Consider the following 23345-nt stretch of genomic DNA (forward strand, 5'->3'; position numbering starts at 1 on the left):
CACCGATCAAATCGCAAGTCCTTGATATTTATTGATTATTGGACCGAGTCACAGCCCTGCACATCAGAAGCCGTGCAGGATAGGGGGGATGTATCGACCGCTTTTATTTACCCACGCCGACGACGCGATGACCGCTCCCGTGCTCGGCGGGACCGCTTGGCTGGATGCCCTTACCCCTTGGCCAACCAGCATCCATGGACACGCACTGCTTCACCTGGCCAGTTTTCCAGCCGCATTCATTCGAAGCCACGTCGCCGGACTGTACATCGCGCCTGGGCTGAGCATTTCGGTCTTCACGCCATATATCACCTCGGGCGAGCAGAGATTCGAAGAAGTCATGGACCAGGGCGGTCGCGTGGTCGTTCACTGGTCTGGGCATGAACCAAGAGACTCTCCCTGCGCGCCGATTGGGCCACTCCGCATTTGTGCCGGGATGGCGCTGAGTGAGGGCGAAACACCTCACGGAACTTCGAAAATTGGTGGACGGCCTTACTGGCTGCAGGATGACGAATCGGAAGACCAGGCGTTCGTCCTTCAGTTCGACGACTTCGATCTTGATAAGGCAGCCCCGACACATCAAGGAATCCTGATCGGCGGGATGGGCTATCTGTTGCTTGATCGCAACATTCCTTCACCTTCGATGGACTGCGGTCGATTTGTCGTCCAAACCACTTGAGAGACAGGCCAAGTCAGTTGCCCGACCTCGGCCGGCCATGACTCATCAGACCGGACAAGAACAGGTCATCGCTGGCTCGGCCCTCAACGCCATCGGACTCATCCATGTACAGAGAACTTGTATTCGAAAATTATGGCCAAGCTCCGGGCTGCGCTTTCTTGGGAGGCGCCCCATACCTGTCTCCCGATACTTCTTGGCCTTGCGACGCCAAAGGAAAGCCAATGCTTCATCTTGCAAGCTTGCCTGCGCCCTTCATTCAAACGCATACCCCGAAGATCGCAATCAGAGCTCACCTCTGCGTGTCGATCTTCACGCCTTATGACGTTATTGATGATGCCTACATCGAAACCGCTCTACTGACTGGCGGCCGTGTCATCGCTTACGCGCCCCACGAACCCGGCGCAGACAGCGCAACACTTCCTTTTAAACCGCGCCTGATCACCACCGCCGCAGCCTCCATCCCGGACGACGCCGACAACGGAATCGCCAAGATCGGTGGAACTCCCGCTTGGCTTCAGGACGATTGCGCTGAAGGGCGGGAGTTCATCCTCCAGATCAACGGTTCCCGATTGAACCGGGCAGCACCCACACATCGAGGAATCCTCGCCGGTGGAATGGGCTATCTATTGCTTGAACGCAACATTCGCGCGCCTTCAATGGACTGCGGTCGATTCGTCATCCAGACCACCTGAGCAACCAGTCGAGCATGGCTCGACTCCACATACCCGGCGATCGCCCAAAACAAAACGGGCACCCTTGCGGGCGCCCGTTCTGCGGTGATTCCAGGCCTTGCGGCGTGGGATCAGGCCTTTTCGGCTTCGACCACAACCTTGACGGTGGTTTCAACGTCAGCGTGCAGGTGCACCAGGACGTCGTACTCACCGATGTTGCGGAAGGCGCCTTCGCCCAGGATGACTTCGCTCTTGTTCAGCTCAAGGCCGGCAGCGGTGAAGGCATCAGCGATTTCGCGGGCGCCGACCGAGCCGTACAGCTTGCCTTCGGTCGAAGCGTTGGCGGCGATGGTCACGCTCGCGCCTTCCAGCTTGGCCTTGCGGGCGTCAGCGTCGGCGTGGATGGCCTGGGCCTTGGCTTCGTAGTCGGCGCGCTTGGCTTCGAACTCGGCCTTGTTGCTCTCGGTGGCCGGCACGGCCTTGCCCTGCGGCACGAGGAAGTTACGGCCGTAGCCCGGCTTCACGTCGACCAGGTCGCCCAGGTTGCCGAGGTTGGTGACTTTCTGCAGAAGGATCAGCTGCATGGTATTGCTCCAGATAAGTTATTCGTTAGCGAGGCGAGGCCCCGCAACAATGGCTGTCCGAATAGCTGGCACAGGGAGGCGGCACAGGGCCGCCCCGCCGGCATCAGATGTCGTGGTTGTCGGTGTACGGGATCAGGGCCAGGAAGCGAGCGCGCTTGACGGCGGTCGCCAGCTGACGCTGGTACTTCGACTTGGTACCGGTGACGCGGCTCGGCACGATCTTGCCGTTCTCGGTCAGGTACTGGCGCAGGGTGTTGAGATCCTTGTAATCGATCTCCTTGACACCTTCGGCGGTGAACTTGCAGAACTTGCGGCGACGGAAGAACTTGGACATGTCAGTGCTCCTTAGGCGGCCGAAGCGGCGTCGTCGCCGGCATCGTTGTCAGCGGCGGGGGTGGTTTCGCCTTCTTCGTCATCACGACGACGACGCTCACCACGCTCGGGCTTGTCGCCCTTCTCGTCCTTGCTCTTCATGATCAGCGACTGCTCGGTGTCAGCCTCGTCACGCTTGATGACCAGGTTGCGCAGCACGGCGTCGTTGAAGCGGAAGCTCTCGGTCAGCTCGTTCAGCACGGCCTGGTCGGCTTCGATGTTCAGCAGCACGTAGTGCGCCTTCACCAGGTTCTGGATCGGGTACGCCAGCTGGCGGCGGCCCCAGTCTTCCAGACGGTGGATGGTGCCGTTGCCGTTCTCGACCAGCGACTTGTAGCGCTCGATCATGGCCGGGACCTGCTCGCTCTGGTCCGGGTGGACCATGAACACGATTTCGTAATGACGACTCATGTTTTTCTACCTTTCGGATGTGGCCCTCATGGGCCGGACAGCCCCCCGCCGTTGATACCGCGGTGGGGCAAGGGATCCTGCCAGGCAGGCAGGAAGCCGCGCATTATGGCGCAGATGGGGGTGCCGGGCAACCGGGGGTGCCCTGGAGCTCCTGAACCGGGTGCCCTGCACCCGTGCCGACCAAGGTCGGCAACTACCCAAGCGGGGCTCAGGCTTTGTCGGTGTCGGTGGTGAAGCTCTCGCCGCAACCGCACTCGGCAGTGGCGTTCGGGTTGCTGAACGTGAAGGTCTCGCTCAGGCCGTGCTTGCCGAAGTCGATCACGGTGCCGTCCACCAGCGCCAGGCTCTTGGCATCGACGTAGATCTTCACGCCGTCCTGGTCGAACACGGTATCGCCCTCGCGCTCGTCGCGCGCCAGGTCGGTGATGTGGCCCCAGCCGGAGCAGCCGGTCTTGGTCACGCCAAAACGCAGGCCCAGCGCGCCGGGGGTCTGGGCGACAAAGCGCTGCACGCGCTCAAAGGCAATGGGGGTCAGGCTGACGGCCATGGGGCTACTCCAGAGGTACGGGGACATTATAAGGTGCCGATGGCGCGAAAAATGCCTCGCAAGCAGAACGCTGCAACCGGTAAACTCCCGTGTTCACAGATCGAGTCGATCAGCAGAGGATTCAAGTCATGACGGTGGTCAGCGTTGAACATGCGCTTGCCGGGAAGATCCCGGAAGGCGGCGAAGTCACGGTACGCGGATGGGTGCGCACGGTGCGCGGTTCAGCGAATCTGGCTTTCGTGAATGTGAGCGACGGCTCCTGCTTCGCCCCGATCCAGGTCGTGGCCGGCGACAGCCTGGCCAACTTCGACGAGATCAAGCGCCTGACCAGCGGCTGCTCGGTCATCGCCACCGGCACCCTGGTGAAGTCGCAGGGCAAGGGCCAGTCGTTCGAGATCCAGGCCAGCGCGCTGGAAGTGGTCGGCTGGGTCGAAGACCCGCTCACCTACCCGATCCAGCCCAAGCCGATGTCGCCGGAGTTCCTGCGCGAAGTGGCACACCTGCGCCCGCGCACCAACCTGTTCGGCGCGGTCACCCGCATCCGCAACTGCCTGGCCCAGGCCGTACACCGTTTCTTCCACGAGAACGGCTTCAACTGGATCAGCACCCCGATCATCACCACCTCCGACGCCGAAGGCGCCGGCCAGATGTTCCGCGTGTCCACCCTGGACATGGTGAACCTGCCGCGTGACGAGAAGGGCGCGATCGATTTCAGCCGCGACTTCTTCGGCAAGGAAACCTTCCTGACCGTGTCCGGCCAGCTGAACGTCGAGGCCTACTGCCTGGCGCTGAGCAAGGTCTACACGTTCGGCCCGACCTTCCGCGCCGAGAACAGCCACACCACCCGCCACCTGGCGGAGTTCTGGATGATCGAGCCGGAAATCGCCTTCGCCGACCTGGCCGAAGACGCGCGCCTGGCCGAGGAATTCCTGAAGTACCTGTTCCGTGCCGTGCTGGACGAGCGCGGAGACGACCTGGCCTTCATCGCCGAGCGCGTGGACAAGAACGCGATCAGCAAGCTGGAAGGCTTCATCAACGCACCGTTCGAGCGCATCGACTACACCGATGCGGTCACGCTGCTGCAGAAATCGGGCAAGAAGTTCGACTTCCCGGTCGAATGGGGCCTGGACCTGCAGACCGAGCACGAGCGTTGGCTGACCGAGGAACATGTCGGCCGCCCGGTGGTGGTGACCAACTACCCCGAGCACATCAAGGCCTTCTACATGCGCCTGAACGAAGACGGCAAGACCGTTGCCGCGATGGACGTCTTGGCCCCGGGCATCGGCGAGATCATCGGCGGCAGCCAGCGCGAAGAGCGCCTGGACGTGCTGGACGCACGCATGGCGCAGTTCGGCCTGGATCGCGAGCACTACAGCTGGTACCGCGATTTCCGCCGCTATGGTTCGGTGCCGCACGCCGGCTTCGGCCTGGGCTTCGAACGCCTGGTGGTCTACGTCTGCGGCCTGTCCAACATCCGCGATGCGATCCCCTACCCGCGTGCCCCGGGCAGCGCGGACTTCTAAGCCCCACACGACCACGGAGGTACTGCCCCATGACCCTGTTCTTCGCCCTCTGTTTCGTTGGCGTGGCAGTGGCCGGGTTCAGTGCCTTCGTGATCTTCTGGCCGCTGACCCTGGTGCACGTGCGCGACCGTCATCCGGCGCTCGCCGAGCGCTTCGGCAGCGGCGCCTTTCTCAAGCCCGACGCTCTGGGCTGGTTGCTGCGCCGCGATTATCGGCAGCAACCGGACCGCTCGCTGTCCGGGCTGGCGACACCGGCCTGGGTATCGCTGCTGACCCTGCTGGCCGGACTGGGCATGGCAGCCCTGCTCTGGTTGGCCTCGCTCTGGTAAGACACATATGAACGACATCACCACCTCGCGCGACAGCTGGTGGCTGGCCAGCCTCGGCAACACCTTGATCTGGGCGCGCCTGCGCATCCGCGCCGCCGGCACTGCCGAAGTGCTGGACAGCGATGGCAACACGCTGAGCTATGACAGCGAAGACACTGCCCGCTCGCAGCTGTTCGACGCCGAATTCGTCGAGTACGACGGCCTGGACGAAGAAGACGCGCTGGTGCGCGGCTTCACCCTGCACGAAGTACAGCCGCCGCAGGCCGACAGCGATGAGGGCCTGCGTGGCCGCATGGTGCAGTTGCTGGGCGCGCGCGCCTGACCATCGCATGTTCACCCCGCGCGCCTTCGCCGAGACCGACCTGCTCTGGCTGGACCGCCTGCTGGCGCGCGATCCGTTTGTCACTGTGCTCACCCCCGGCAGTGATGGCCTTCCGGAGCTGACCCGGCTGCCGGTTCTTTACCGGCGTGACGGCGAACATATCGAGCTGCGCGGGCATTGGGCCCGCGCCAACCCCCAGTCGCGCCATGCCGGCACGGCCAAGGTGCTTGTCGATGGCCCGCATGGCTACGTCTCGGCCAGCTGGTACCCGGACAAGGAGCCCGCCGCGCGGGTGCCTACCTGGAACTATGCCGCCGCCGAGCTGCGTGGCCAGCTGCAGACCTTCGACGATACCGATGCACTGGCCGAACTGGTCGGCGCCATCAGCGACCGCTTCGAAGCCAGTGTCGGCCAGACCTGGCAGTTCGACGCCACGCGTGCCGAACACGGCCCGGAGCTGCGCGCCATCGTCGGCTTCCGCTTCCAGGTTGAGCACGTGCAGCTGAAGCTCAAGCTGAGCCAGAACCATCCTGACGCCAACCAGCGCGCAGTGATTGCCGAACTGGAACAGCTGGGCACTCCCTCTTCCACCGAGTTGGCGCAGTGGATGCGCTGGCACCGCGAACAGGCCGCCCGCAGCGACTGAACACCCCAGATTCCCGCGACGACGCAGCCGGATGGCTGCGGCGCGCCCCCACCCGACGCCAGGGACCCATACATGAAAGACATCCACAAGCTGCTGCAGAACAACCGCGACTGGGCCGACCGGATAGAGAAGGAGGATCCCGAATTCTTCCACCAGCTGGCCAAGCAGCAGCACCCCGAATACCTGTGGATCGGCTGCTCCGATTCGCGCGTGCCGGCCAACCAGATCATCGGCATGGCGCCCGGTGAAGTGTTCGTGCATCGCAATGTCGCCAATGTGGTCGCGCACACCGACCTGAACTGCCTGAGCGTTGTGCAGTACGCGGTGGACCAGCTGAAGGTAAAGCACATCCTGATCGTCGGCCACTACGGCTGCGGTGGCGTGCATGCCTGCCTGCACAACACCCGTGTCGGCCTGGCCGACAACTGGCTGCGCCATGTCGGCGATGTGATGCAGAAGCACAGTGCGATCATCGATGCGATCGAAACCGATGAACTCAAGCACGCACGCCTGTGCGAACTGAACGTAATCGAGCAGGTCGCCAATCTGTGCCGCTCGACCATCGTGCAGGATGCCTGGGCACGGGGTCAGAAGCTGATGGTGCACGGCTGGGTCTACAGCCTGAAGGATGGCCGCGTGCGCGAGATGGGCATCGATGTCGGCGCGCTGGAAGAGCTGCAGCCCGCCTATGAAAAGGCCCTGTCCTACGTCCCGCGCAAGGGCAAGCGCGACTGATCCCTTACGGATGACCACCATGCTCGCTTCGCCGATCAACCTGCACGCCTGGATCGAAGAAAACCGCCACCTGCTGAAGCCGCCGGTGGGCAACAAGATGATCGATAACGGCGACTTCATCGTGATGGTGGTGGGCGGGCCGAACTCGCGCACCGACTACCACTACGACGAAGGCCCCGAGTGGTTCTACCAGCTCGAAGGCGAGATGGTGCTGAAGGTGCAGGAAGACGGCGCGGTACGCGACATCCCGATCCGGGCCGGCGAGATATTCCTGCTGCCGGCCAAGGTGCCGCACTCGCCGCGACGCCCGCCAGGTGGCATCGGCCTGGTGGTGGAGCGCAAGCGGCTGCCGCATGAGATGGACGGCGTGATCTGGCATTGCGAGCGCTGCAACCACAAGCTGCACGAAGAGTTCTTCCCGCTGCAGAACATCGAAACCGACCTGCCGAAGGTGTTCGCGCGTTATCACGCCAGCCTGGAGCTGCGTACCTGCAGCCAGTGCGGGCATGTGGACCCGTTGCCGACGCCGGCGGCGGGCTGAGCCAGCGAACGGTAGTTGCCCACCTTGGTGGGCGCTTGCTCGCTCCCGCCCTGGTAGATGCCCACCTTGGTGGGCGTTTGTTCGCACGTGCGCCAACCAAGGTTGGCGACTACCGGGTCATGTGGCGCTGACGTAAGGTTGGCAGCGCCCCGGGCCTGCCCCAGGCGCTACACTGGCAGCCCCGTTGCAGCCTGTTGCCCGACCATGTCCGACCTGCTCAGCCGCACCCACGCCATCGCCCTGGACGCCGCCGATCCGCTGCGGCCACTGCGCAGTGAATTCCTGATTCCGCGTCATGGCGGCGGCGAGCAGACCTACTTCGTCGGCAACTCGCTCGGCCTGCAGCCGCGCGGCGCGCAGGCCGCCGTGCAGGAAGTCATGAAACAGTGGGGCGAGCTGGCCGTGGAAGGCCACTTCACCGGCCCCACGCAGTGGCTGTCCTACCACCGCTTGGTGAGCGCACAGCTGGCCCGCGTGGTCGGCGCGCTGCCCAGCGAAGTGGTCGCGATGAACACGCTGAGCGTGAACCTGCACCTGATGATGGTCAGCTTCTACCGGCCAACGGCCGAGCGCCCGGTGATCCTGATGGAAGCCGGCGCATTCCCGACCGACCGCCATGCAGTGGAAGCGCAGATCCGCTTCCATGGTTTGGACCCCGCCGAATGCCTGGTGGAAGTGCAGCCGGATGAAGCCAACGGCACGATCTCGCTGAACGCGATCGAACGCGCCATCGCCGAACACGGCCCGCGCCTGGCGCTGGTGCTGTGGCCCGGCGTGCAGTACCGCACCGGCCAAGCCTTCGACCTGGATGCGATCACTCGCGCCGCCCGCCTGCAGGGCGCACGCATCGGCTTCGATCTGGCGCACTCGGTCGGCAACCTGCCGCTGCGCCTGCATGACGTGGCGCCGGACTTTGCCGTGTGGTGCCACTACAAGTACCTCAACAGCGGTCCTGGCGCGGTTGCCGGTGCCTTCGTGCACGAACGCCACCATCGCGACAGCACGCTGCCGCGCTTCGCCGGTTGGTGGGGCCACGAGGAAACCACCCGCTTCCAGATGGCGCCGCAGTTCACTCCAGCCATCGGCGCCGAAGGCTGGCAGCTGAGCAATCCGCCGATCCTCGGCCTGGCCCCGCTGCGTGCCTCGCTGGACCTGTTCGAGCGTGCCGGCATGGACGCGCTGCGCAGCAAGTCGCTGGCGCTGACCGGCATGCTTGAAGCGCTGGTGCGCGCGCGTCTGCCCAACGTGCTGGACATCATCACCCCGGCCGAGCCGCAGCGCCGCGGCTGTCAGTTGTCGCTGCGCGTGATCGGTGGCCGCGAGCGCGGTCGCGCCCTGTTCGAGCACCTGCGCGGGATCGGCGTGCTCGGCGATTGGCGCGAACCGGACGTAATCCGCATCTCGCCTACCCCGCTCTACAACCGCTACCTGGACGTGCACCACTTCGTCGAGGAAGTGGAAGCCTGGGCCGGCCTCTAAGCCGGTCCCTCCCCTACCGCTGGACAGTTCGTTGATCGCACACGCCTCCCGCTCGTTGAGCATTATCGGTGCCGGCCTCGCCGGGTCCCTGCTGGCCATCCTGCTGTCACGACAAGGCTGGCGCATCACCCTGTACGAACGCCGCGGCGACCCGCGCGTGGCCGATTACGAGAGTGGCCGTTCGATCAACCTGGCGCTGGCCGAGCGTGGGCGCAATGCGCTGCGCCAGGCCGGCGTGGAAGACGAGGTCATGGCGCGCGCGGTGATGATGCGCGGTCGCATGGTGCACCCGCGCGAAGGCGAGCCGCAGCTGCAGCGCTATGGTCGCGATGACAGTGAGGTGATCTGGTCGGTCCACCGCAGCGACCTGAACACCACGCTGCTGGAGCTGGCCGAACAGGCCGGCGCCACCGTGCACTTCCATCGCCGACTGCACACTGTCGATTTTGATGCCGGCTATGCGCGCTTCATCGATGACCGTGACGACAGCCCACACGACATCCGCTTCGACACCCTGATCGGTGCCGACGGCGCCGGCTCGGCCCTGCGCGCGGCGATGAACCGACGTGCGCCGCTGGGCGAGGACATCGCCTTCCTCGATCACTCCTACAAGGAACTGGAGATCCCGCCGAGCGCAGACGGTGGCTTCCGCATCGAGCGCAATGCGCTGCACATCTGGCCCCGTGGCCACTACATGTGCATCGCACTGCCCAACCATGAGGGCACCTTCACCGTCACCCTGTTCCTGCCCAACCAGGGCGACCCCAGCTTCGCCACGGTCAACACCGGCGCACAGGCCGAGGCGCTGTTTGCACGCGAGTTTGCCGACACCCTGCCGTTGATCCCGAACCTGCGCGCGGACTGGGAACAGCATCCGCCGGGCCTGCTCGGCACGCTCACCCTGGAACGCTGGCACCAGCAGGGCCAAGCCGTGCTGATCGGCGACGCGGCGCATGCAATGGTGCCGTTCCACGGCCAGGGCATGAACTGCGCGTTCGAAGACTGCGTGGCGCTGGCCCGCCACCTGATGGAGGCGGACGACCTGGAAGGCGCGTTCGCTGCGTTCGAGCGCGAGCGCAAGCCGAATGCCCGTGCGATCCAGCAGATGGCATTGGAGAATTACCTGGAGATGCGTGACCGCGTAGCCGACCCCGCCTTCCTGCTGCAGCGTGAGCTGGAACAGGAGCTGCAGCGGCGCTGGCCAACCCGCTTCGTGCCGCACTACACCATGGTCACTTTCCTGCACACTCCCTACGCCGAAGCGCTGCGTCGCACCGACCTGCAGCGCGCCATGCTGGTGGCAGCGACCACCGGCCACACCACATTGGACAACATCGACTGGGCTGCACTGGAAGCGCTGATCCATGCGCAGCTGCCGGTCCTGGAGGGCGCACACTGATGGCCGACAGCTTCCTGTTCTACGACCTGGAAACCTTCGGCCAGGACCCGCGGCGCACGCGTATCTCGCAATACGCCGCGATCCGCACCGACGCCGACCTCAACGAGATCGACACCCCGGTCAGCTTCTTCGTACGCCCGGCCGATGACCTGCTGCCTTCACCGATGGCCACTCTGGTCACCGGCATCACCCCGCAGCATGCGCTGGCCGAAGGCATCAGCGAGGCCGAAGCCTTTGACCGCATCAACGAACAGCTGTCACGCCCCGGCACCTGCGCACTGGGCTACAACACCCTGCGCTTCGACGATGAATTCGTCCGCTACGGGCTGTTCCGCAACTTCCACGACCCGTACGAACGCGAGTGGCGCAACGGCAATTCGCGCTGGGATCTGCTGGACATGCTGCGGCTGATGCGCGCGATGCGCCCGGACGGCATCCAATGGCCGCTGCGCGAGGACGGCGCCACCTCATTCAAGCTCGAGCACCTGGCCGAGGCCAACAACGTGCGCGAGGGCGATGCGCACGAAGCACTTTCCGACGTGCGCGCCACCATCGGCATGGCTCGCCTGTTCAAGCAGTCGCAGCCACGGCTGTGGGACTACGCCCTGAAGCTGCGCGACAAGCGCTTCGTCGGCAGCCTGCTGGACGTTGCCGCGATGAAACCGGTGCTGCACATCTCCATGCGCTACCCGGCCAGCCGCCTGTGCGCGGCACCGGTGCTCCCGCTGTCGATGCATCCCACCATCAACAACCGGGCGATCGTGTTCGACCTGGACGGCGAGATCGACGACCTGCTGGAACTGCCGGCCGAGGTGATCGCACAGCGCCTGTACATGCGCGCCAGCGAATTGCCCGAAGGCGTAGCGCGGGTGCCGCTGAAGGAAGTGCACCTGAACAAAGTGCCGGCACTGATTGCCTGGAACCACCTGCGCGCCGATGACCACGAGCGCCTCGGCCTGGACGTGGCCGCGATCGAGGCCAAGGTTGAGCGCCTGCGCGCGTTCGCCCCGCAACTGGCCGAGAAGGCGCGACAGGTCTACAACCAACCCCGCGCCGCCACCGTGGCCGACGTCGATGCCTCCCTGTACGACGGCTTCCTCGGTGCTGGCGACAAGCCGCTGCTGGCACTGGCACGCACCACCGCGCCGGAGCAGTTGGCCGCACTGGAAGGCCGTTTCCGCGACCCGCGCCTGCCGGAGCTGCTGTTCCGCTACCGTGCGCGCAACCATCCGGACACTCTCGCACCGGATGAACGCCAGCGCTGGCAGGATTACCGCCGCCAGCGCCTGTTGGGAGACGGCGGGCTGGGCGAACTCAACCTGCCCCAGTACCACCAGCAACTTGATGCACTGGCTGCCGAAGCGCCCGATGACGCGCGGCGCCAGGATCTGCTGCAGTCGTTGCGCGACTGGGGCCAGCACCTGCAGGAGACCCTGTGAGCACCTACTTCTCGGACGCCAGCTTCAAATTCCTGCGCAGCTTGGCGCGGCACAATGACAAGACGTGGTTCAACGACCACCGCCAGCAGTATGAAGACCACGTACGGCAGCCGTTCCTGCGCCTGCTCGACGACCTGCAACCGGCATTGACCGAGGTCAGCGAGCACTTCCGCGCCGATACCCGCGGCGTCGGCGGCTCACTGTTCCGCATCCATCGCGATGCGCGCTTTTCCAACGACAAATCCCCGTACAAAACCTGGCAGGGCGCGCGCCTGTTCCATGAGCGCCGCCGCGAAGTGGCTGCACCCTCGTTCTACGTACACCTGCAGCCGGGCGAGAGCTTTGTGGGCGCCGGTCTGTGGCATCCCGAACCGGAAACCCAGCGCCGCGTCCGCCACTTCATCCTCGACAACCCCGGCAGCTGGAAAGCCGCCGCGCATGCGCCGGCCCTGCGCAAGCGCTTCGACTTCGAAGAGAGCGAGAAGCTGGTGCGGCCACCGCGCGGTTTCCCGGCCGACTTCGAGTTCATCGATGACCTCAAGCACCGCAACTGGGTGATGTGGCGTTCGCTGGACGACGCCACGATGACCGGCCCGCGCCTGCTGTCCACGCTGGGCAAGGACCTGGCCGCTCTCGGCCCCTTCGTCGACTACCTGTGCGCGGCGCTGGATCTGGAATTCTGATGCCGTTGGCGCACCAACGCCGCACGCTGGGCCGCACCGGCCTGGCGGTTTCGCCGGTCGGCCTGGGCTGTTCCGGCTTCTGGGGGCATCGCCGCTTCTCCGAACAGACGGCCGCGAACGTGGTCGAGCATGCGCTGGCACAGGGCGTGAACCTGCTCGATACCGGTCACAACTATTCCGGCTTCCATGCCGAACCGCGGCTGGGCCGCATCCTGCGCGCGTTGCTGAAGCAGTACCCGCGCGATTCACTGGTGATCTCCAGCAAGGGCGGCACGCTCACCGGTCAGGCCGGCATCAGCGGTGCCGAGCAGCGCAACTTCTCACCCGCTGCGATCACCGCCAGCTGCGAGGCCTCGCTGCGCAACCTCGGCCTGGACCATCTGGACATCTACCAGCTGCATGGCGCCAGCGAACACGACATCAACGACGACCTGCTCGCTGCGCTGCAGCGCCTGCGCGAGCGCGGGCTGATCCGGCACGCCGGCATCAACACGCATACGGCGTCGACCCTGCGCTGGATGATCGACAACCCCACGTTGTTCGACGTGGTGCTGCTTGACTACAACGCGCTGCAGCAGGATCGCGAGCCGCTCATTGATCGATTGCAGGCAGTCGGCATCGGGGTACTGGCCGGTACCGTGCTGGCACAGGGCCACCTCCTGCCGTCACGCCCGCGCCTGCCCCGCCCGGCAGATGCCTGGTACCTCGCCCGGGCCTGGCTCAAGCCCAGCAGCCGCCAGCTGATGCGCAGCGCCCGCCAGATGCGTCGGGCGCTGGCCGCGATCCACAGCCAGCGTCCGGCCCAGTCTGCCTTTGCCTACGCACTCGGCCACCCTGGCGTTGCCAGCGGCATCCTCGGCACCACCCGCACCCAGAGCCTGGACGAAATACTGGCAACGCGGCTGGAAGCGCTGACCGCGGCCGAACGCCAACAGCTGGTGGAGGCATTCGGTGACGGCCGGGGCTCGCCCAGTCATTGAGCCTTCACCTGTTGCCGCCGGCATTACGGCAGTCTGGACAGCATGAAGAAGCTCACTGCACTGGTGATCCTGCTGGTCCTGGCGCTGGCCGCCTGGTGGTTCGGCGGCCCATACATGACCGTACACGGCCTGTCCAAGGCCATCGAGCAACGCGACACCGCCCGACTGGAGCGCTACGTCGACTTTCCACGGGTGCGCAGCAGTGTGCGCGCCCAGCTCAACGACTACCTTGTGCGCCAGGCCGGGCCTGATATGGCAGCCAGCCCCTTCGGCGCCCTGCTGTATGGCCTGGGCGACCAGCTGGGTGGCGCCGCAGTGGAAACGATGGTGACCCCTACTGGTATCGGCGCAATGCTGCAGGGCCACGTGCTCTGGAAGCGTGGCCGCAACGAACTGCAGGGCGGCGATGCGTTTGGACCAACCGAACCGGCGCGACCGCTGAAACATGCCGAACACCACTTCGAGGCGCTGGATCGCTTCGTGATCGACGTCGATCGCGGCCCCGGCCAGCCGCCACTGAAGGTGGTGCTGGAGCCGCAGGGCCTGCGCTGGAAGGTAGTGGACCTGCAGCTTGGGATGTCGGTCGCGCATTGACCGGTAACGGCAGTGCCAACCAACGGTTGGCACCCACCGGGAGTATGGTGCTTTGGTAGATGCCCACCTTGGTGGGCATGGGTCCAAGATGGTGCCAACCAAGGTTGGCGACTACCGGGAGCATAGGGCTCTGGTAGATGCCCACCTTGGTGGGCATGGATCCAAGATGGTGCCAACCAAGGTTGGCAGCTACCGGGGCGCGGCGTTCTGGTAGCTCCCATCTGGGTGGGCGCCGATGCGCCGCAGTGCCAACCAACGGTTGGCACCCACCCGGTATGGTTTCAGCCTTCGTTGGCGACGCCGTGCGGGACGTGGCCGGCGGCCACATGCTCGCGGGCACTGTCGATGTTGTGCTGCGAATCATCGAAGAAGATGTCGGCGCCGAACGCCTGCAGGAACGGGCCCTTGTGGCGGCCGCCAAGGAACAGCGCCTCGTCCAGGCGCACGCCCCACTCGCGCAGGGTACGGATCACCCGCTCATGCGCCGGCGCCGAACGCGCCGTCACCAGCGCGGTGCGGATCGGTGCGCTGTCGCCGGCCGGGAACACTTCCTGCAGCGTATGCAGGGCCGACAGGAAGCCGCGGAACGGCCCACCGCTCAGCGGCTCACGGGCGCGCTCCCGCTCATGACGGCCGAATGCCTCCACGCCCTGTTCGCGCGAGATGCGCTCACTCTCATCACCGAAGATCACCGCATCGCCATCGAAAGCGATGCGCAGCTGCCCGGCCGGGCGCGTGATATCGATCTGGTCGGCCGCTGCAGCTGCGGTTTCACCCGGCGGCTTGGGCAGGATGGTCGCCGCGGCAATGCCATGACGCAGGGCACTGCGCACCGATTCCGGGTTGGCCGACAGGAACAGATCGGTGCCGAACGGCTTCACGTACGGCCAGGTCGGCTCACCGGCGGTGAACGTCGCGCGGATGATGCCCAGCCCGTAATGCTGGATGGAATTGAAGATGCGCAGGCCGGTATCGGCCGAGTTGCGCGACAGCAGGATCACCTCGACGCGCGGGTTCTCCGGACTGGCGCCCTGGTTCAGCGCCAGCAGCTTGCGTACCACCGGGAAGGCCACGCCGGGGCCGAGGATGTCGTCCTCGTGCTGGCGCTGGAACTCGGCATAGGCCGCCACACCATCACTCTCGAACAGCGCGTGGCTTTCCTCGAGGTCGAACAGGGCGCGCGAGGTCACCGCGACGGTCAGCAAACGGGGGGAGTTGTCGCCCATCGGTGGGGGTCCTTCAAAGCGATCGGCGGGGCCGGCGGCCTATTGTCCTCAAAAAACGAACTGTTCGCTCAGGATCCGGTCTTCCAGGTTGTGTTCCGGGTCGAACAGCAGGGTCACCCGGCGGTCCTTGGACTCTCGGATGGTGACCTCGACCACATCGCGGGTCTCGTGCGAATCGGCGGTGACGCTGACCGGGCGCTTGTACGGATCAAGCACGCGGAAGCGCACCTCGGTATCGGCCTTGAGAATGGCACCGCGCCAGCGCCGTGGCCGGTACGGGGCCAGCGGCGTCAGCGCGATGGTATGCGAGCCCAGTGGCAGCACCGGACCGTGCGCCGAATAGTTGTAGGCGGTGCTGCCGGCCGGGGTGGCCACCAGCACGCCATCGCCGATCAGCTCGGCCACGCGTTCCTGCCCATTGAGGTCGATGCCGATATGCGCCGCCTGCCGGGTCTGGCGCAGCAATGACACGTCGTTGTAGGCCAGCGAACCGGTGCTGGTGCCCGATTCGGTCAGCGCCACCATCTCCAGCGGTCGCAGGTTGGCCGGTTCGGCACGGGCGATGCGCGCCTGCACGTCATCGTCGCCGCGGTACTGGTTCATCAGGAAGCCAACCGTGCCCAGCTTCATGCCGAATACCGGTTTGCCCAGATGCCCATGCCGATGCAGGGTCTGCAGCATGAAGCCGTCGCCACCCAGCGGGCACAGCACATCAGCCTGGTCCGGCGCGTGGTCGCCATAGCGCGACACCATGGCCGCGCGGGCCATCTGCGCGGGCTCGGTGGTGCTGGCCAGGAAAGCGATGCGGGGGGTGTCGCTCATCGGTGGATCCGGGGGGAAGGCTTGAGGGAGAGCATAACCGAGCGCCGCTGCGCTCGCCGGGCATGGCCCGGCGCTACCAGAACCGACGTTCACCGGTAGCGCCGGGCCATGCCCGGCGAATGGCAGATACCCAGAAGCAGAACGGCCCCGCTCTCGCGGGGCCGTTCCGGTTCACGCATGCCGGGCATGGCCCGGCACTACATCAGTTACGCGCCGTGGGCAGCGAGCTGGCCCAGGCGTTGCACCGCGACCGAAACGGTCGGGTAATCCAGCGTCTTCTGCTCAGCCAGTTCAGCCAGCATCGCCAGGGTGAAGCGCAGGCTGCTGTCGTCACGACCGATCCACGCAGCCACCTTGGCTTCAGCGCTGCTGCCCTTGGTGCCCAGTGCCTGGCCAGCCAGACTGCGGTGGTGTGCAGCCAGCTCGTCACGCAACACGCCACGTGCCACCGCGTGCCAGCGGCCATTGACCTCCAGCGCATCGATCTGCTCGAACAGCCACGGCAGCTGCAGTGCGTCGCCGAGGCGGAAGTGGATCTTGGACACATCCACCGGCTTCAGCTTGCGGGTACGGGCCAGTTCGATGATGTCGAACGCCGGCTCCAGGAAGTGCAGCTCGGCCAGCTGCTGTGCCAGCGCAGACGGCAGGCCCTTTTCCTTCCACTCGGCCACCAGGGCTTCGTAGGTCGGACGCTGCGAATCCGGCAGCACACCCGAAGCAACGCGGATGTCGTTGAACGGACCCTGGTAGCGGTTGACCGCCTCGGTGATGCCCGGCATCGGGCCCGGGCGCGACAGCAGCCAGCGCACGAACGAGCGCTGCAGCTTCCAGATCACTTCCAGCGCGTCGATCTGCACCGACTCCGGCAGGGTGCCGTCGAGGGCGTCGATCTGTGCCCACAGCGCGCGGGCATCCAGCGTTTCGCGGCTGATGGTGTACGCCTTGGCGACCTCGGCGATGGAACGGCCGGTGTCTTCCTGCATGCGCATCAGGAAGGTGGCGCCCATGCGGTTGATGGTCTGGTTGGTCACGGCCGTGGCGATGATTTCGCGCTTCAGGCGGTGACGCTCCATCGCGTCGGCGTACTTCTTCTGCAGCGGGGTCGGGAAGTAGCGCTGCAGTTCCTTGGACAGGTACGGGTCTTCCGGGATGTCCGAATCCAGCAGCTGGGCGAACGCCACCAGCTTGGAATAGGACAGCAGCACCGACAGTTCCGGACGGGTCAGGCCCTGGCCGCGCGCCTTGCGCTGGGACAGCTCGGCATCGGACGGCAGGAACTCGATCTGGCGATCCAGCAGGCCCTGCTGTTCCAGCGTACGGATGAAGTGCTGCTTGGAACCCAGGCGCTTGACCGCCATCCGCTCCATCAGGCTCAGGGCCTGGTTCTGGCGGTAGTTGTCGTTGAGCACCAGCGCGGCGACCTCGTCGGTCATCGACGCCAGCAGCTTGTTGCGCTGCTCGACGGTCAGCTTCTTGGCCCGCACCACATCGTTGAGCAGGATCTTGATGTTGACTTCATGGTCGGAGGTATCCACGCCGGCCGAGTTGTCGATGAAGTCGGTGTTTAGCAGTACGCCAGCCTGGGCGGCTTCGATGCGGCCGAGCTGGGTCATGCCCAGGTTGCCACCCTCGCCCACCACCTTGCAGCGCAGCTCGCCACCATTCACGCGCAGCGCGTTGTTGGCGCGGTCGCCGACATCGCTGTGCTGCTCGCTGGCGGCCTTGACGTAGGTACCGATGCCGCCGTTCCACAGCAGGTCGACCGGCGACTTCAGGATCGCGCTCATCAGGTCGTTCGGCGACAGTGCCTTGACGCTCTCGTCCAGACCCAGCACCTCGCGCACCTGCGGGGTGATCTCGATCGACTTCAGGCTGCGCGGGTACACGCCGCCGCCCTTGCTGATCAGCTTGGCATCGTAGTCCGCCCAGCTCGAACGCGGCACGGTGAACAGGCGCTCACGTTCAACGAACGTGGTGGCTGCATCCGGGTTCGGGTCCAGGAAGATGTGGCGGTGATCGAACGCGGCCAGCAGGCGGATGTGGCGCGACAGCAGCATGCCGTTGCCGAACACGTCGCCGGACATGTCACCCACACCGACGGCGGTGAAGTCCTGGCTCTGGCTGTCACGGCCCAGCGCACGGAAGTGGCGCTTGACCGACTCCCACGCACCGCGTGCGGTGATGCCCATGCCCTTGTGGTCGTAACCGACCGAACCACCGGAGGCGAACGCGTCGCCCATCCAGAAGCCGTGCGCGATGGCCAGGCCGTTGGCGATGTCGGAGAAGGTCGCGGTGCCCTTGTCGGCGGCCACCACCAGATACGGATCGTCCATGTCGTGGCGCACGACATCCACCGGCGGCACGATCTTGTTGTTGACGATGTTGTCGGTGATGTCCAGCAGGCCCTGGATGAACAGCTTGTAGCAGGCCACGCCGTTGGCGAAGATCGCATCGCGATCGCCATTCACCGGCGGCATCTTGGCGAAGAAGCCGCCCTTCGCGCCGACCGGCACGATGACGGTGTTCTTCACCATCTGCGCCTTGACCAGGCCCAGCACTTCGGTACGGAAGTCTTCGCGACGGTCCGACCAGCGCAGGCCACCACGGGCCACGGCACCGAAGCGCAGGTGGGTGCCTTCAACACGCGGGCCGTACACGAAGATTTCGCGGTACGGACGCGGCTTCGGCAGGTCCGGCACCAGTGCCGAATCGAACTTGAAGCTGATGACATGGCCGTGCTGGCCGTTGGCATCGGTCTGGTAGTAGCTGGTGCGCAGGGTTGCATCGATCACGCCCATGAAGGAACGCAGGATGCGGTCCTCGTCCAGGCTCGACACGCGGTCCATCAGCTTCAGCAGCGCATCGCGCGCGGCCTGCATCTGTGCATCGCGGTCACCCTTGCGGGCATCGACGACGGTCTTGAGCACCTTCAGGGTGGCCTCGTCACCGGCAGCCAGCACGTCGAGGTGGGCCTTCAGCTGGGCCTGGCCGGCGGCGATGTCGTCCTTGCTTTCGTGGCCGGTGGCCGGATCGAAGCGGGCTTCGAACAGTTCCACCAGCAGGCGCGCCAGCAGCGGGTAGCGGGTGAAGGTGCCTTCCACGTACGCCTGCGAGAACGGCACGCCGGTCTGCAGCAGGTACTTGCAGTAACCACGCAGCATGGCGACCTGGCGCCAGTGCAGGCCAGCAGCCAGCACCAGGCGGTTGAAGGCATCGTTCTCGGCATCGCCGTGCCAGACGCGGGCAAAGGTCTCGCCGAAGGCTTCATCGACGCTGGCCGCATCGATCGCGCCGGCGGTCGATTCGACCTCGAAGTCCTGCACGTACACCGGCGCGTTGTCCACCGACAGGCGGTACGGACGTTCGGCGATCACGCGCAGGCCCATGTTTTCCATCATCGGCAGCGCGTCTGACAGCGGGATGTCATCCAGCTGGCGGTACAGCTTCAGGCGCAGGCCATCGCCGGATTCGCGCGGCACCGCCTGCAGGCTCAGGCGCAGGTCATCCGGACCGGTCAGCGCATCGAGCTGGCTGACATCGTTGGCGGCAACCGCCGTGCTGTTGTCCTCGATGTAACCGGCCGGCAGCGCCTTGCCGATACGCGCAGCGATGCGCAGGCCTTCGGCTTCACCGTGGCGGGTGACCAGCGCTTCGCGCAGATCGTCCTGCCAGTTGCGCAGCACCTGGGCCAGCTTCTGCTCCAGTTCGGCGGTATCGACGTCGAGCATTTCGCCCGGCTTGGGACGCACGATCAGGTGCACCTGGGCCAGCGGCGATTCACCCAGCACGACCGAGCTGTCCACGTACTCGCCGTGCAGCGCTTCCTTCAACATCGCTTCGATGCGCAGGCGCACGTCGGTGTTGAAGCGCTCGCGCGGCAGGTAGACCAGCGCGGAAATGAAACGGCTGTACTTGTCACGGCGCAGGAACAAGCGGCTGCGCACGCGCTCCTGCAGGCCCAGCACGCCCATGGCGGTGCGGAACAGCTCGTCCTCGCTGGACTGGAACAGTTCTTCGCGCGGCAGGGTTTCCAGGATGTGGCGCAGCGCCTTGCCGCTGTGGCTGGAGCCGGCCAGGCCGGACTGCTTCATCACGTGTTCGTAGCGCTGGCGCACCAGCGGGATTTCCCACGGGCGACGGTTGTAGGCGCTGGAGGTGAACAGGCCGAGGAAGCGCTGCTCGCCGATGATCTTGCCCTTGGCGTCGAATTCCAGCACGCCGATATAGTCCATGTAACCGGCGCGGTGCACGCGCGAACGGGCATTGGTCTTGGTCAGGATCAGCGCGTCCTTCAGCCCGGACGTGGTGTTCAGGCCCTGCGCGGCGAGGGTCTTGACCGGACGTGCGGCGGACTTGTCCTTGCCGCGCATCAGGCCGAGGCCGGTGTCGTTCAGCGGCGCCAGCACCTCTTCCTTGCCCTGCTTCTCAACGCGGTACTCGCGGTAGCCGAAGAAGGTGAAGTGGTTGTCGGCGGCCCAGCGCAGGAATTCCTGGGCTTCCTTGCGCGAGGCATCGTCGACCGGCAGCTGGCGGCCGCCGAGGTCGTCGGCCAGTGCCAGCGCCTTGTCCTGCATCGGCTGCCAGTCGCGCACGATGGCACGCACTTCATCCAGTGCCTTGTTGATCGCCTGCTCGATGGCGGCCATGGCTTCGGCCGGCTGGCGGTCGATCTCCAGCAGCATCACCGATTCCAGCTGGCCGTCGCCGACCGTGGTCAGCTTGCCGGCCTTGTCGCGCGTGAAGCGCAGCACCGGGTGGCCGAGCACGTGGACGCCGACGCCCTGTTCGGCCAGCGACATGGTGACGGTGTCGACCAGGAACGGCATATCGTCGTTGACGATCTGCAGCACGGTGTGCGGCGACTCCCAACCGTTGGTCTTCGCGGTCGGATTGAAGACACGGACATTGGCCTTGCCGGACTTGCGGGCACGGGCGAACTCCAGCGTTTCAGCCGCGAGCGCGGCCCACTCTTCAGCACTGTGGTGCGGGAACTCGTCCGCCTCCATGCGCTTGTAGAAATCAGTGGCAAAAGCCACTGCTTCGGCCTGTGCGGCCGCCGGGTAGCGCTTGCGCAAGGCCGTGTACACCGGCTCCAGGGAGAAACCAGCGGTCACTGCGACCTCCGACTCTGCTGGTTTGGTCTTGTTTTTCACGGTCTTGGCTGCGGTCTTTTGCGGTTTCATGGCAGAGCGGGGCGCTTGCTCAGTTGGGAAAATGAAATTGTAGCCCTACCGCACGAAAAGGCCTTGCTGCAGGACGGAATAACCAGATTCGGGTTTGCTGCGGTTTAGACGCCTATTCAGTTCGCTCCGGTATGGAGTGATCCTGTCATGCAGCACTGCCGACAGGATCGGCAAAGCGTGTTACCGGAAGACACACGCGGCGACACCGATGCGATTCCACAATCCTGAACTGGACGGTATAGTCCACCGCGTGAATCCGGCCTACCTCCCCGTTGCCCTCGACGCGCGCGATGAGCGCGTGTTCGACGCCGTGCGCGAACTGCTGGCCCAACAGGGCATGCAGATGAGCATGGACGCGGTGGCCCAGCACGCCGGATGCTCCAAGCAGACCCTGTATTCGCGCTATGGCAGCAAGCAGGAGCTGCTGCGCCGGGTGATGCAGCGCCATGTCGGCCACGCCACCGGGGCCATGGTTCGTGCACTCCGCAGTGACGACCTGCGTGCCAGCCTGCTCCAGTTCGCCATCGACTTCCTGGAGCATTTCAACCAACCGCACGTGGGCCAGGCCTGTCGGCTGATCGCCGCCGACGCGTCCCAGTTTCCCGAAGAGGCGCGTACGCTGTACCGGCATGGCGCCGGCGCACTTACGCTTCATCTTGCTGAATGGATTGGAACCGTTTGCAGGAAGGGGCAGCTGCGGCATGACGACCCGCACTTCATGGCCGAACTGCTGCTGAGCATGATCGCCGGTCAGGATTTCGACAAACAGCGCTTCCATACCCCCCATCGTGATGACGCGCTGCTGCGTCGGCGCTGGGCAGAATTCTCCGTCGACAGCTTCCTGCGCGCCTTCGCGCCTCAGCCGTCGCCGGCCCCGCCTACAAACCAACCCCGGAGTTCCTCCTGATGACCGCCCCACTCCGCACCCTTGCCCTGACGTGCGCCGTTGCTGTGGCTCTGGCTGCCTGCAAGAAGCCGGAACAGCAGATGCCCCCGCCGCCGGAGGTGGGCGTGATCGACGCCAAGCCGCAGACGCTGCCGCTGCAGCGTGAGCTGGTCGGCCGCCTGTCGCCGTTCCGCAGCGCCGACGTACGCGCGCGCGTGCCGGGCGTGCTGCTCAAGCGCGTCTACCAGGAAGGCTCGCAGGTCAAGCAGGGCCAGACCCTGTTCCTGATCGACCCGGCCCCGTTGCGCGCCTCGCTCAACGCCTCCGAGGCCCAGCTGGCCTCGGCCCGCGCAACCTATGCCAATGCCAAGGTTGCCGCCGACCGTGCCCGTTCGCTGGCGCCGCAGCAGTTCGTCTCCAAGTCCGACCTGGACAACGCCGAATCGGCCGAACGCACCGCGCTGGCCGCGGTCAAGCAGGCCGAAGCGGCAGTGACCTCCTCGCGCATCAGCCTGGGCTACACCGAAGTGACCGCACCGATCAGCGGCGTGGCCAACAAGCAGCAGGTGACCGAAGGCGCACTGGTCGGCCAGGGCGATGTGACCCTGCTGACCACGGTCGACCAGCTCGACCCGCTGTACGTGAACTTCTCGCTGAGCGTGGACGAGCTGACCCAGCTGCGCGCGCAGCAGGCCAAGGGCGCGCTGGCGCTGTCCGGCGACGGCAAGGCCACGGTCAACGTCAAGCTGGCCGACGGCAGCACCTACAGCGAACCCGGCACCCTGGACTTCTCCTCGACCACGGTCGATCCGGCCACCGGCGCGGTATCGCTGCGTGCGCAGCTGCCGAACCCGCAGCAGATCCTGCTACCGGGCGCCTTCGTCAGCTTCCAGGCCAATCTGGGCGAGCGCAACAACGCCTATCTGGTGCCACAGCAGGCCCTGCTGCGTGACACCACCGGTGGCTACGTGATGGTGGTCGGCACCGACGGCAAGGTCGTCCGCAAGAACGTGAAGACCGATGGTGCGCAGAACGGCAACTGGCTGGTCAGCGACGGCCTGGCCGCCGGTGACAAGGTGATCGTGGCCGGTGTGCAGAAGGTCAAGGAGGGTGCACCGGCGGTGGCCAAGCCGTGGACCCCGGGCCAGGACGCCAACGGCAAGCCTGCTGCAGGCGGCGCCGCTCCGGCGGGTGCAGCACCGGCCGCAGGCAAGGCACCGGCCGACGCGGCCAAGCCCGAGCAGGCCGATCCGGCCAAGCCGGCCGCCACCGATTCGAACAAGCAGTAACGGGAACC

At 65.6% G+C, this 23345-nt stretch carries 23 protein-coding genes; 16 read left to right on the top strand and 7 right to left on the bottom strand.

From position 1 onward, the window contains the following. The first annotated feature begins 88 nt into the window (after positions 1 to 88). Together ABR323_RS19270 and ABR323_RS19275 are read left to right on the top strand one after the other, a co-directional pair. The gene (locus ABR323_RS19270) at positions 89 to 676 is read left to right on the top strand and encodes a DUF1963 domain-containing protein (protein WP_439450456.1); all 588 of its coding nucleotides are present in this window, start codon (positions 89 to 91) and stop codon (positions 674 to 676) included. Positions 677 to 897: 221 nt separating this feature from the next. After that, complete coding sequence (locus ABR323_RS19275) at positions 898 to 1368, top strand: DUF1963 domain-containing protein (protein ID WP_439450457.1); 471 nt, start codon at positions 898 to 900, stop codon at positions 1366 to 1368. Between the two features lie 110 nt (positions 1369 to 1478). Here ABR323_RS19275 and rplI read toward each other — a convergent pair whose 3' ends face one another. The 4 genes from rplI to ABR323_RS19295 all read right to left on the bottom strand — a co-directional run bounded on the left by rplI (position 1479) and on the right by ABR323_RS19295 (position 3261). Next, entirely contained in the window at positions 1479 to 1931 is a 453-nt protein-coding gene (rplI, locus tag ABR323_RS19280) for a 50S ribosomal protein L9 (RefSeq protein ID WP_006376492.1), read from the bottom strand. A 103-nt stretch (positions 1932 to 2034) separates the two neighbouring features. Beyond that, the gene (rpsR, locus tag ABR323_RS19285) at positions 2035 to 2265 is read right to left on the bottom strand and encodes a 30S ribosomal protein S18 (protein ID WP_005926280.1); all 231 of its coding nucleotides are present in this window, start codon (positions 2263 to 2265) and stop codon (positions 2035 to 2037) included. Between the two features lie 11 nt (positions 2266 to 2276). Continuing rightward, entirely contained in the window at positions 2277 to 2714 is a 438-nt protein-coding gene (rpsF, locus tag ABR323_RS19290; RefSeq protein ID WP_006376493.1) for a 30S ribosomal protein S6, read from the bottom strand. Positions 2715 to 2922: 208 nt separating this feature from the next. Then, positions 2923 to 3261, bottom strand: a complete 339-nt coding sequence (locus ABR323_RS19295) for a HesB/IscA family protein (protein WP_135274378.1) — start codon at positions 3259 to 3261, stop codon at positions 2923 to 2925. Positions 3262 to 3389: 128 nt separating this feature from the next. Here ABR323_RS19295 and asnS point away from each other — a divergent pair, with 128 nt between their 5' ends. From asnS to ABR323_RS19355, 12 genes are all read left to right on the top strand, one after another. Further along, the gene (gene asnS, locus ABR323_RS19300) at positions 3390 to 4784 is read left to right on the top strand and encodes an asparagine--tRNA ligase (RefSeq protein WP_439450458.1); all 1395 of its coding nucleotides are present in this window, start codon (positions 3390 to 3392) and stop codon (positions 4782 to 4784) included. Positions 4785 to 4813: 29 nt separating this feature from the next. Continuing rightward, positions 4814 to 5113 carry a hypothetical protein gene (locus ABR323_RS19305; RefSeq protein WP_065724447.1) on the top strand — a complete coding sequence of 100 codons (300 nt, stop codon included), beginning with the start codon at positions 4814 to 4816 and terminating at the stop codon, positions 5111 to 5113. A gap of 7 nt (positions 5114 to 5120) precedes the next feature. Continuing rightward, on the top strand, positions 5121 to 5435 hold the full coding sequence (locus ABR323_RS19310) for a hypothetical protein (RefSeq protein WP_439450459.1): 315 nt from the start codon (positions 5121 to 5123) through the stop codon (positions 5433 to 5435). A 7-nt stretch (positions 5436 to 5442) separates the two neighbouring features. Then, complete coding sequence (locus tag ABR323_RS19315) at positions 5443 to 6081, top strand: FMN-binding negative transcriptional regulator (RefSeq protein WP_439450460.1); 639 nt, start codon at positions 5443 to 5445, stop codon at positions 6079 to 6081. A gap of 72 nt (positions 6082 to 6153) precedes the next feature. After that, positions 6154 to 6816 carry a carbonate dehydratase gene (gene can / locus ABR323_RS19320; RefSeq protein ID WP_108758447.1) on the top strand — a complete coding sequence of 221 codons (663 nt, stop codon included), beginning with the start codon at positions 6154 to 6156 and terminating at the stop codon, positions 6814 to 6816. A 19-nt stretch (positions 6817 to 6835) separates the two neighbouring features. Next, positions 6836 to 7357, top strand: coding sequence for a 3-hydroxyanthranilate 3,4-dioxygenase (locus tag ABR323_RS19325; RefSeq protein ID WP_135274382.1), 522 nt, complete (start codon positions 6836 to 6838; stop codon positions 7355 to 7357). A 204-nt stretch (positions 7358 to 7561) separates the two neighbouring features. After that, on the top strand, positions 7562 to 8836 hold the full coding sequence (kynU, locus tag ABR323_RS19330) for a kynureninase (protein WP_439450461.1): 1275 nt from the start codon (positions 7562 to 7564) through the stop codon (positions 8834 to 8836). Positions 8837 to 8867: 31 nt separating this feature from the next. Next, positions 8868 to 10235, top strand: coding sequence for an FAD-dependent oxidoreductase (locus ABR323_RS19335; protein ID WP_439450462.1), 1368 nt, complete (start codon positions 8868 to 8870; stop codon positions 10233 to 10235). After that, on the top strand, positions 10235 to 11674 hold the full coding sequence (gene sbcB / locus ABR323_RS19340; protein WP_439450463.1) for an exodeoxyribonuclease I: 1440 nt from the start codon (positions 10235 to 10237) through the stop codon (positions 11672 to 11674). Before ABR323_RS19335 ends, sbcB begins: the two co-directional genes overlap by 1 nt. After that, positions 11671 to 12357 carry a DUF2461 domain-containing protein gene (locus ABR323_RS19345; RefSeq protein WP_439450464.1) on the top strand — a complete coding sequence of 229 codons (687 nt, stop codon included), beginning with the start codon at positions 11671 to 11673 and terminating at the stop codon, positions 12355 to 12357. The genes sbcB and ABR323_RS19345 overlap by 4 nt, the downstream gene beginning before the upstream one ends. Further along, the gene (locus ABR323_RS19350) at positions 12357 to 13337 is read left to right on the top strand and encodes an aldo/keto reductase (RefSeq protein WP_439450465.1); all 981 of its coding nucleotides are present in this window, start codon (positions 12357 to 12359) and stop codon (positions 13335 to 13337) included. The genes ABR323_RS19345 and ABR323_RS19350 overlap by 1 nt, the downstream gene beginning before the upstream one ends. Positions 13338 to 13379: 42 nt before the next feature. Further along, positions 13380 to 13931, top strand: a complete 552-nt coding sequence (locus ABR323_RS19355; RefSeq protein ID WP_135274388.1) for a DUF2939 domain-containing protein — start codon at positions 13380 to 13382, stop codon at positions 13929 to 13931. Positions 13932 to 14212: 281 nt separating this feature from the next. Here the strand turns inward: ABR323_RS19355 and ABR323_RS19360 are convergent, their stop codons facing one another. The 3 genes from ABR323_RS19360 to ABR323_RS19370 form a co-directional block, all read right to left on the bottom strand. Then, positions 14213 to 15157 carry a 5'-nucleotidase gene (locus tag ABR323_RS19360; RefSeq protein ID WP_012511563.1) on the bottom strand — a complete coding sequence of 315 codons (945 nt, stop codon included), beginning with the start codon at positions 15155 to 15157 and terminating at the stop codon, positions 14213 to 14215. Positions 15158 to 15205: 48 nt separating this feature from the next. After that, positions 15206 to 15979: an NAD kinase gene (locus tag ABR323_RS19365; RefSeq protein ID WP_046982638.1), complete on the bottom strand. Its 774-nt coding sequence runs from the start codon at positions 15977 to 15979 to the stop codon at positions 15206 to 15208. Between the two features lie 206 nt (positions 15980 to 16185). Next, the gene (locus ABR323_RS19370; RefSeq protein WP_439450466.1) at positions 16186 to 21162 is read right to left on the bottom strand and encodes an NAD-glutamate dehydrogenase; all 4977 of its coding nucleotides are present in this window, start codon (positions 21160 to 21162) and stop codon (positions 16186 to 16188) included. Between the two features lie 250 nt (positions 21163 to 21412). Between ABR323_RS19370 and ABR323_RS19375 the strand changes: the two genes are divergently transcribed. Together ABR323_RS19375 and ABR323_RS19380 are read left to right on the top strand one after the other, a co-directional pair. Continuing rightward, complete coding sequence (locus ABR323_RS19375) at positions 21413 to 22069, top strand: TetR/AcrR family transcriptional regulator (RefSeq protein WP_135274413.1); 657 nt, start codon at positions 21413 to 21415, stop codon at positions 22067 to 22069. Further along, on the top strand, positions 22069 to 23337 hold the full coding sequence (locus ABR323_RS19380; RefSeq protein WP_439450467.1) for an efflux RND transporter periplasmic adaptor subunit: 1269 nt from the start codon (positions 22069 to 22071) through the stop codon (positions 23335 to 23337). The genes ABR323_RS19375 and ABR323_RS19380 overlap by 1 nt, the downstream gene beginning before the upstream one ends. Positions 23338 to 23345: the final 8 nt, after the last annotated feature.

This window comes from Stenotrophomonas sp. ATs4, from assembly GCF_051861585.1.
GTDB lineage: Bacteria > Pseudomonadota > Gammaproteobacteria > Xanthomonadales > Xanthomonadaceae > Stenotrophomonas > Stenotrophomonas maltophilia_AS.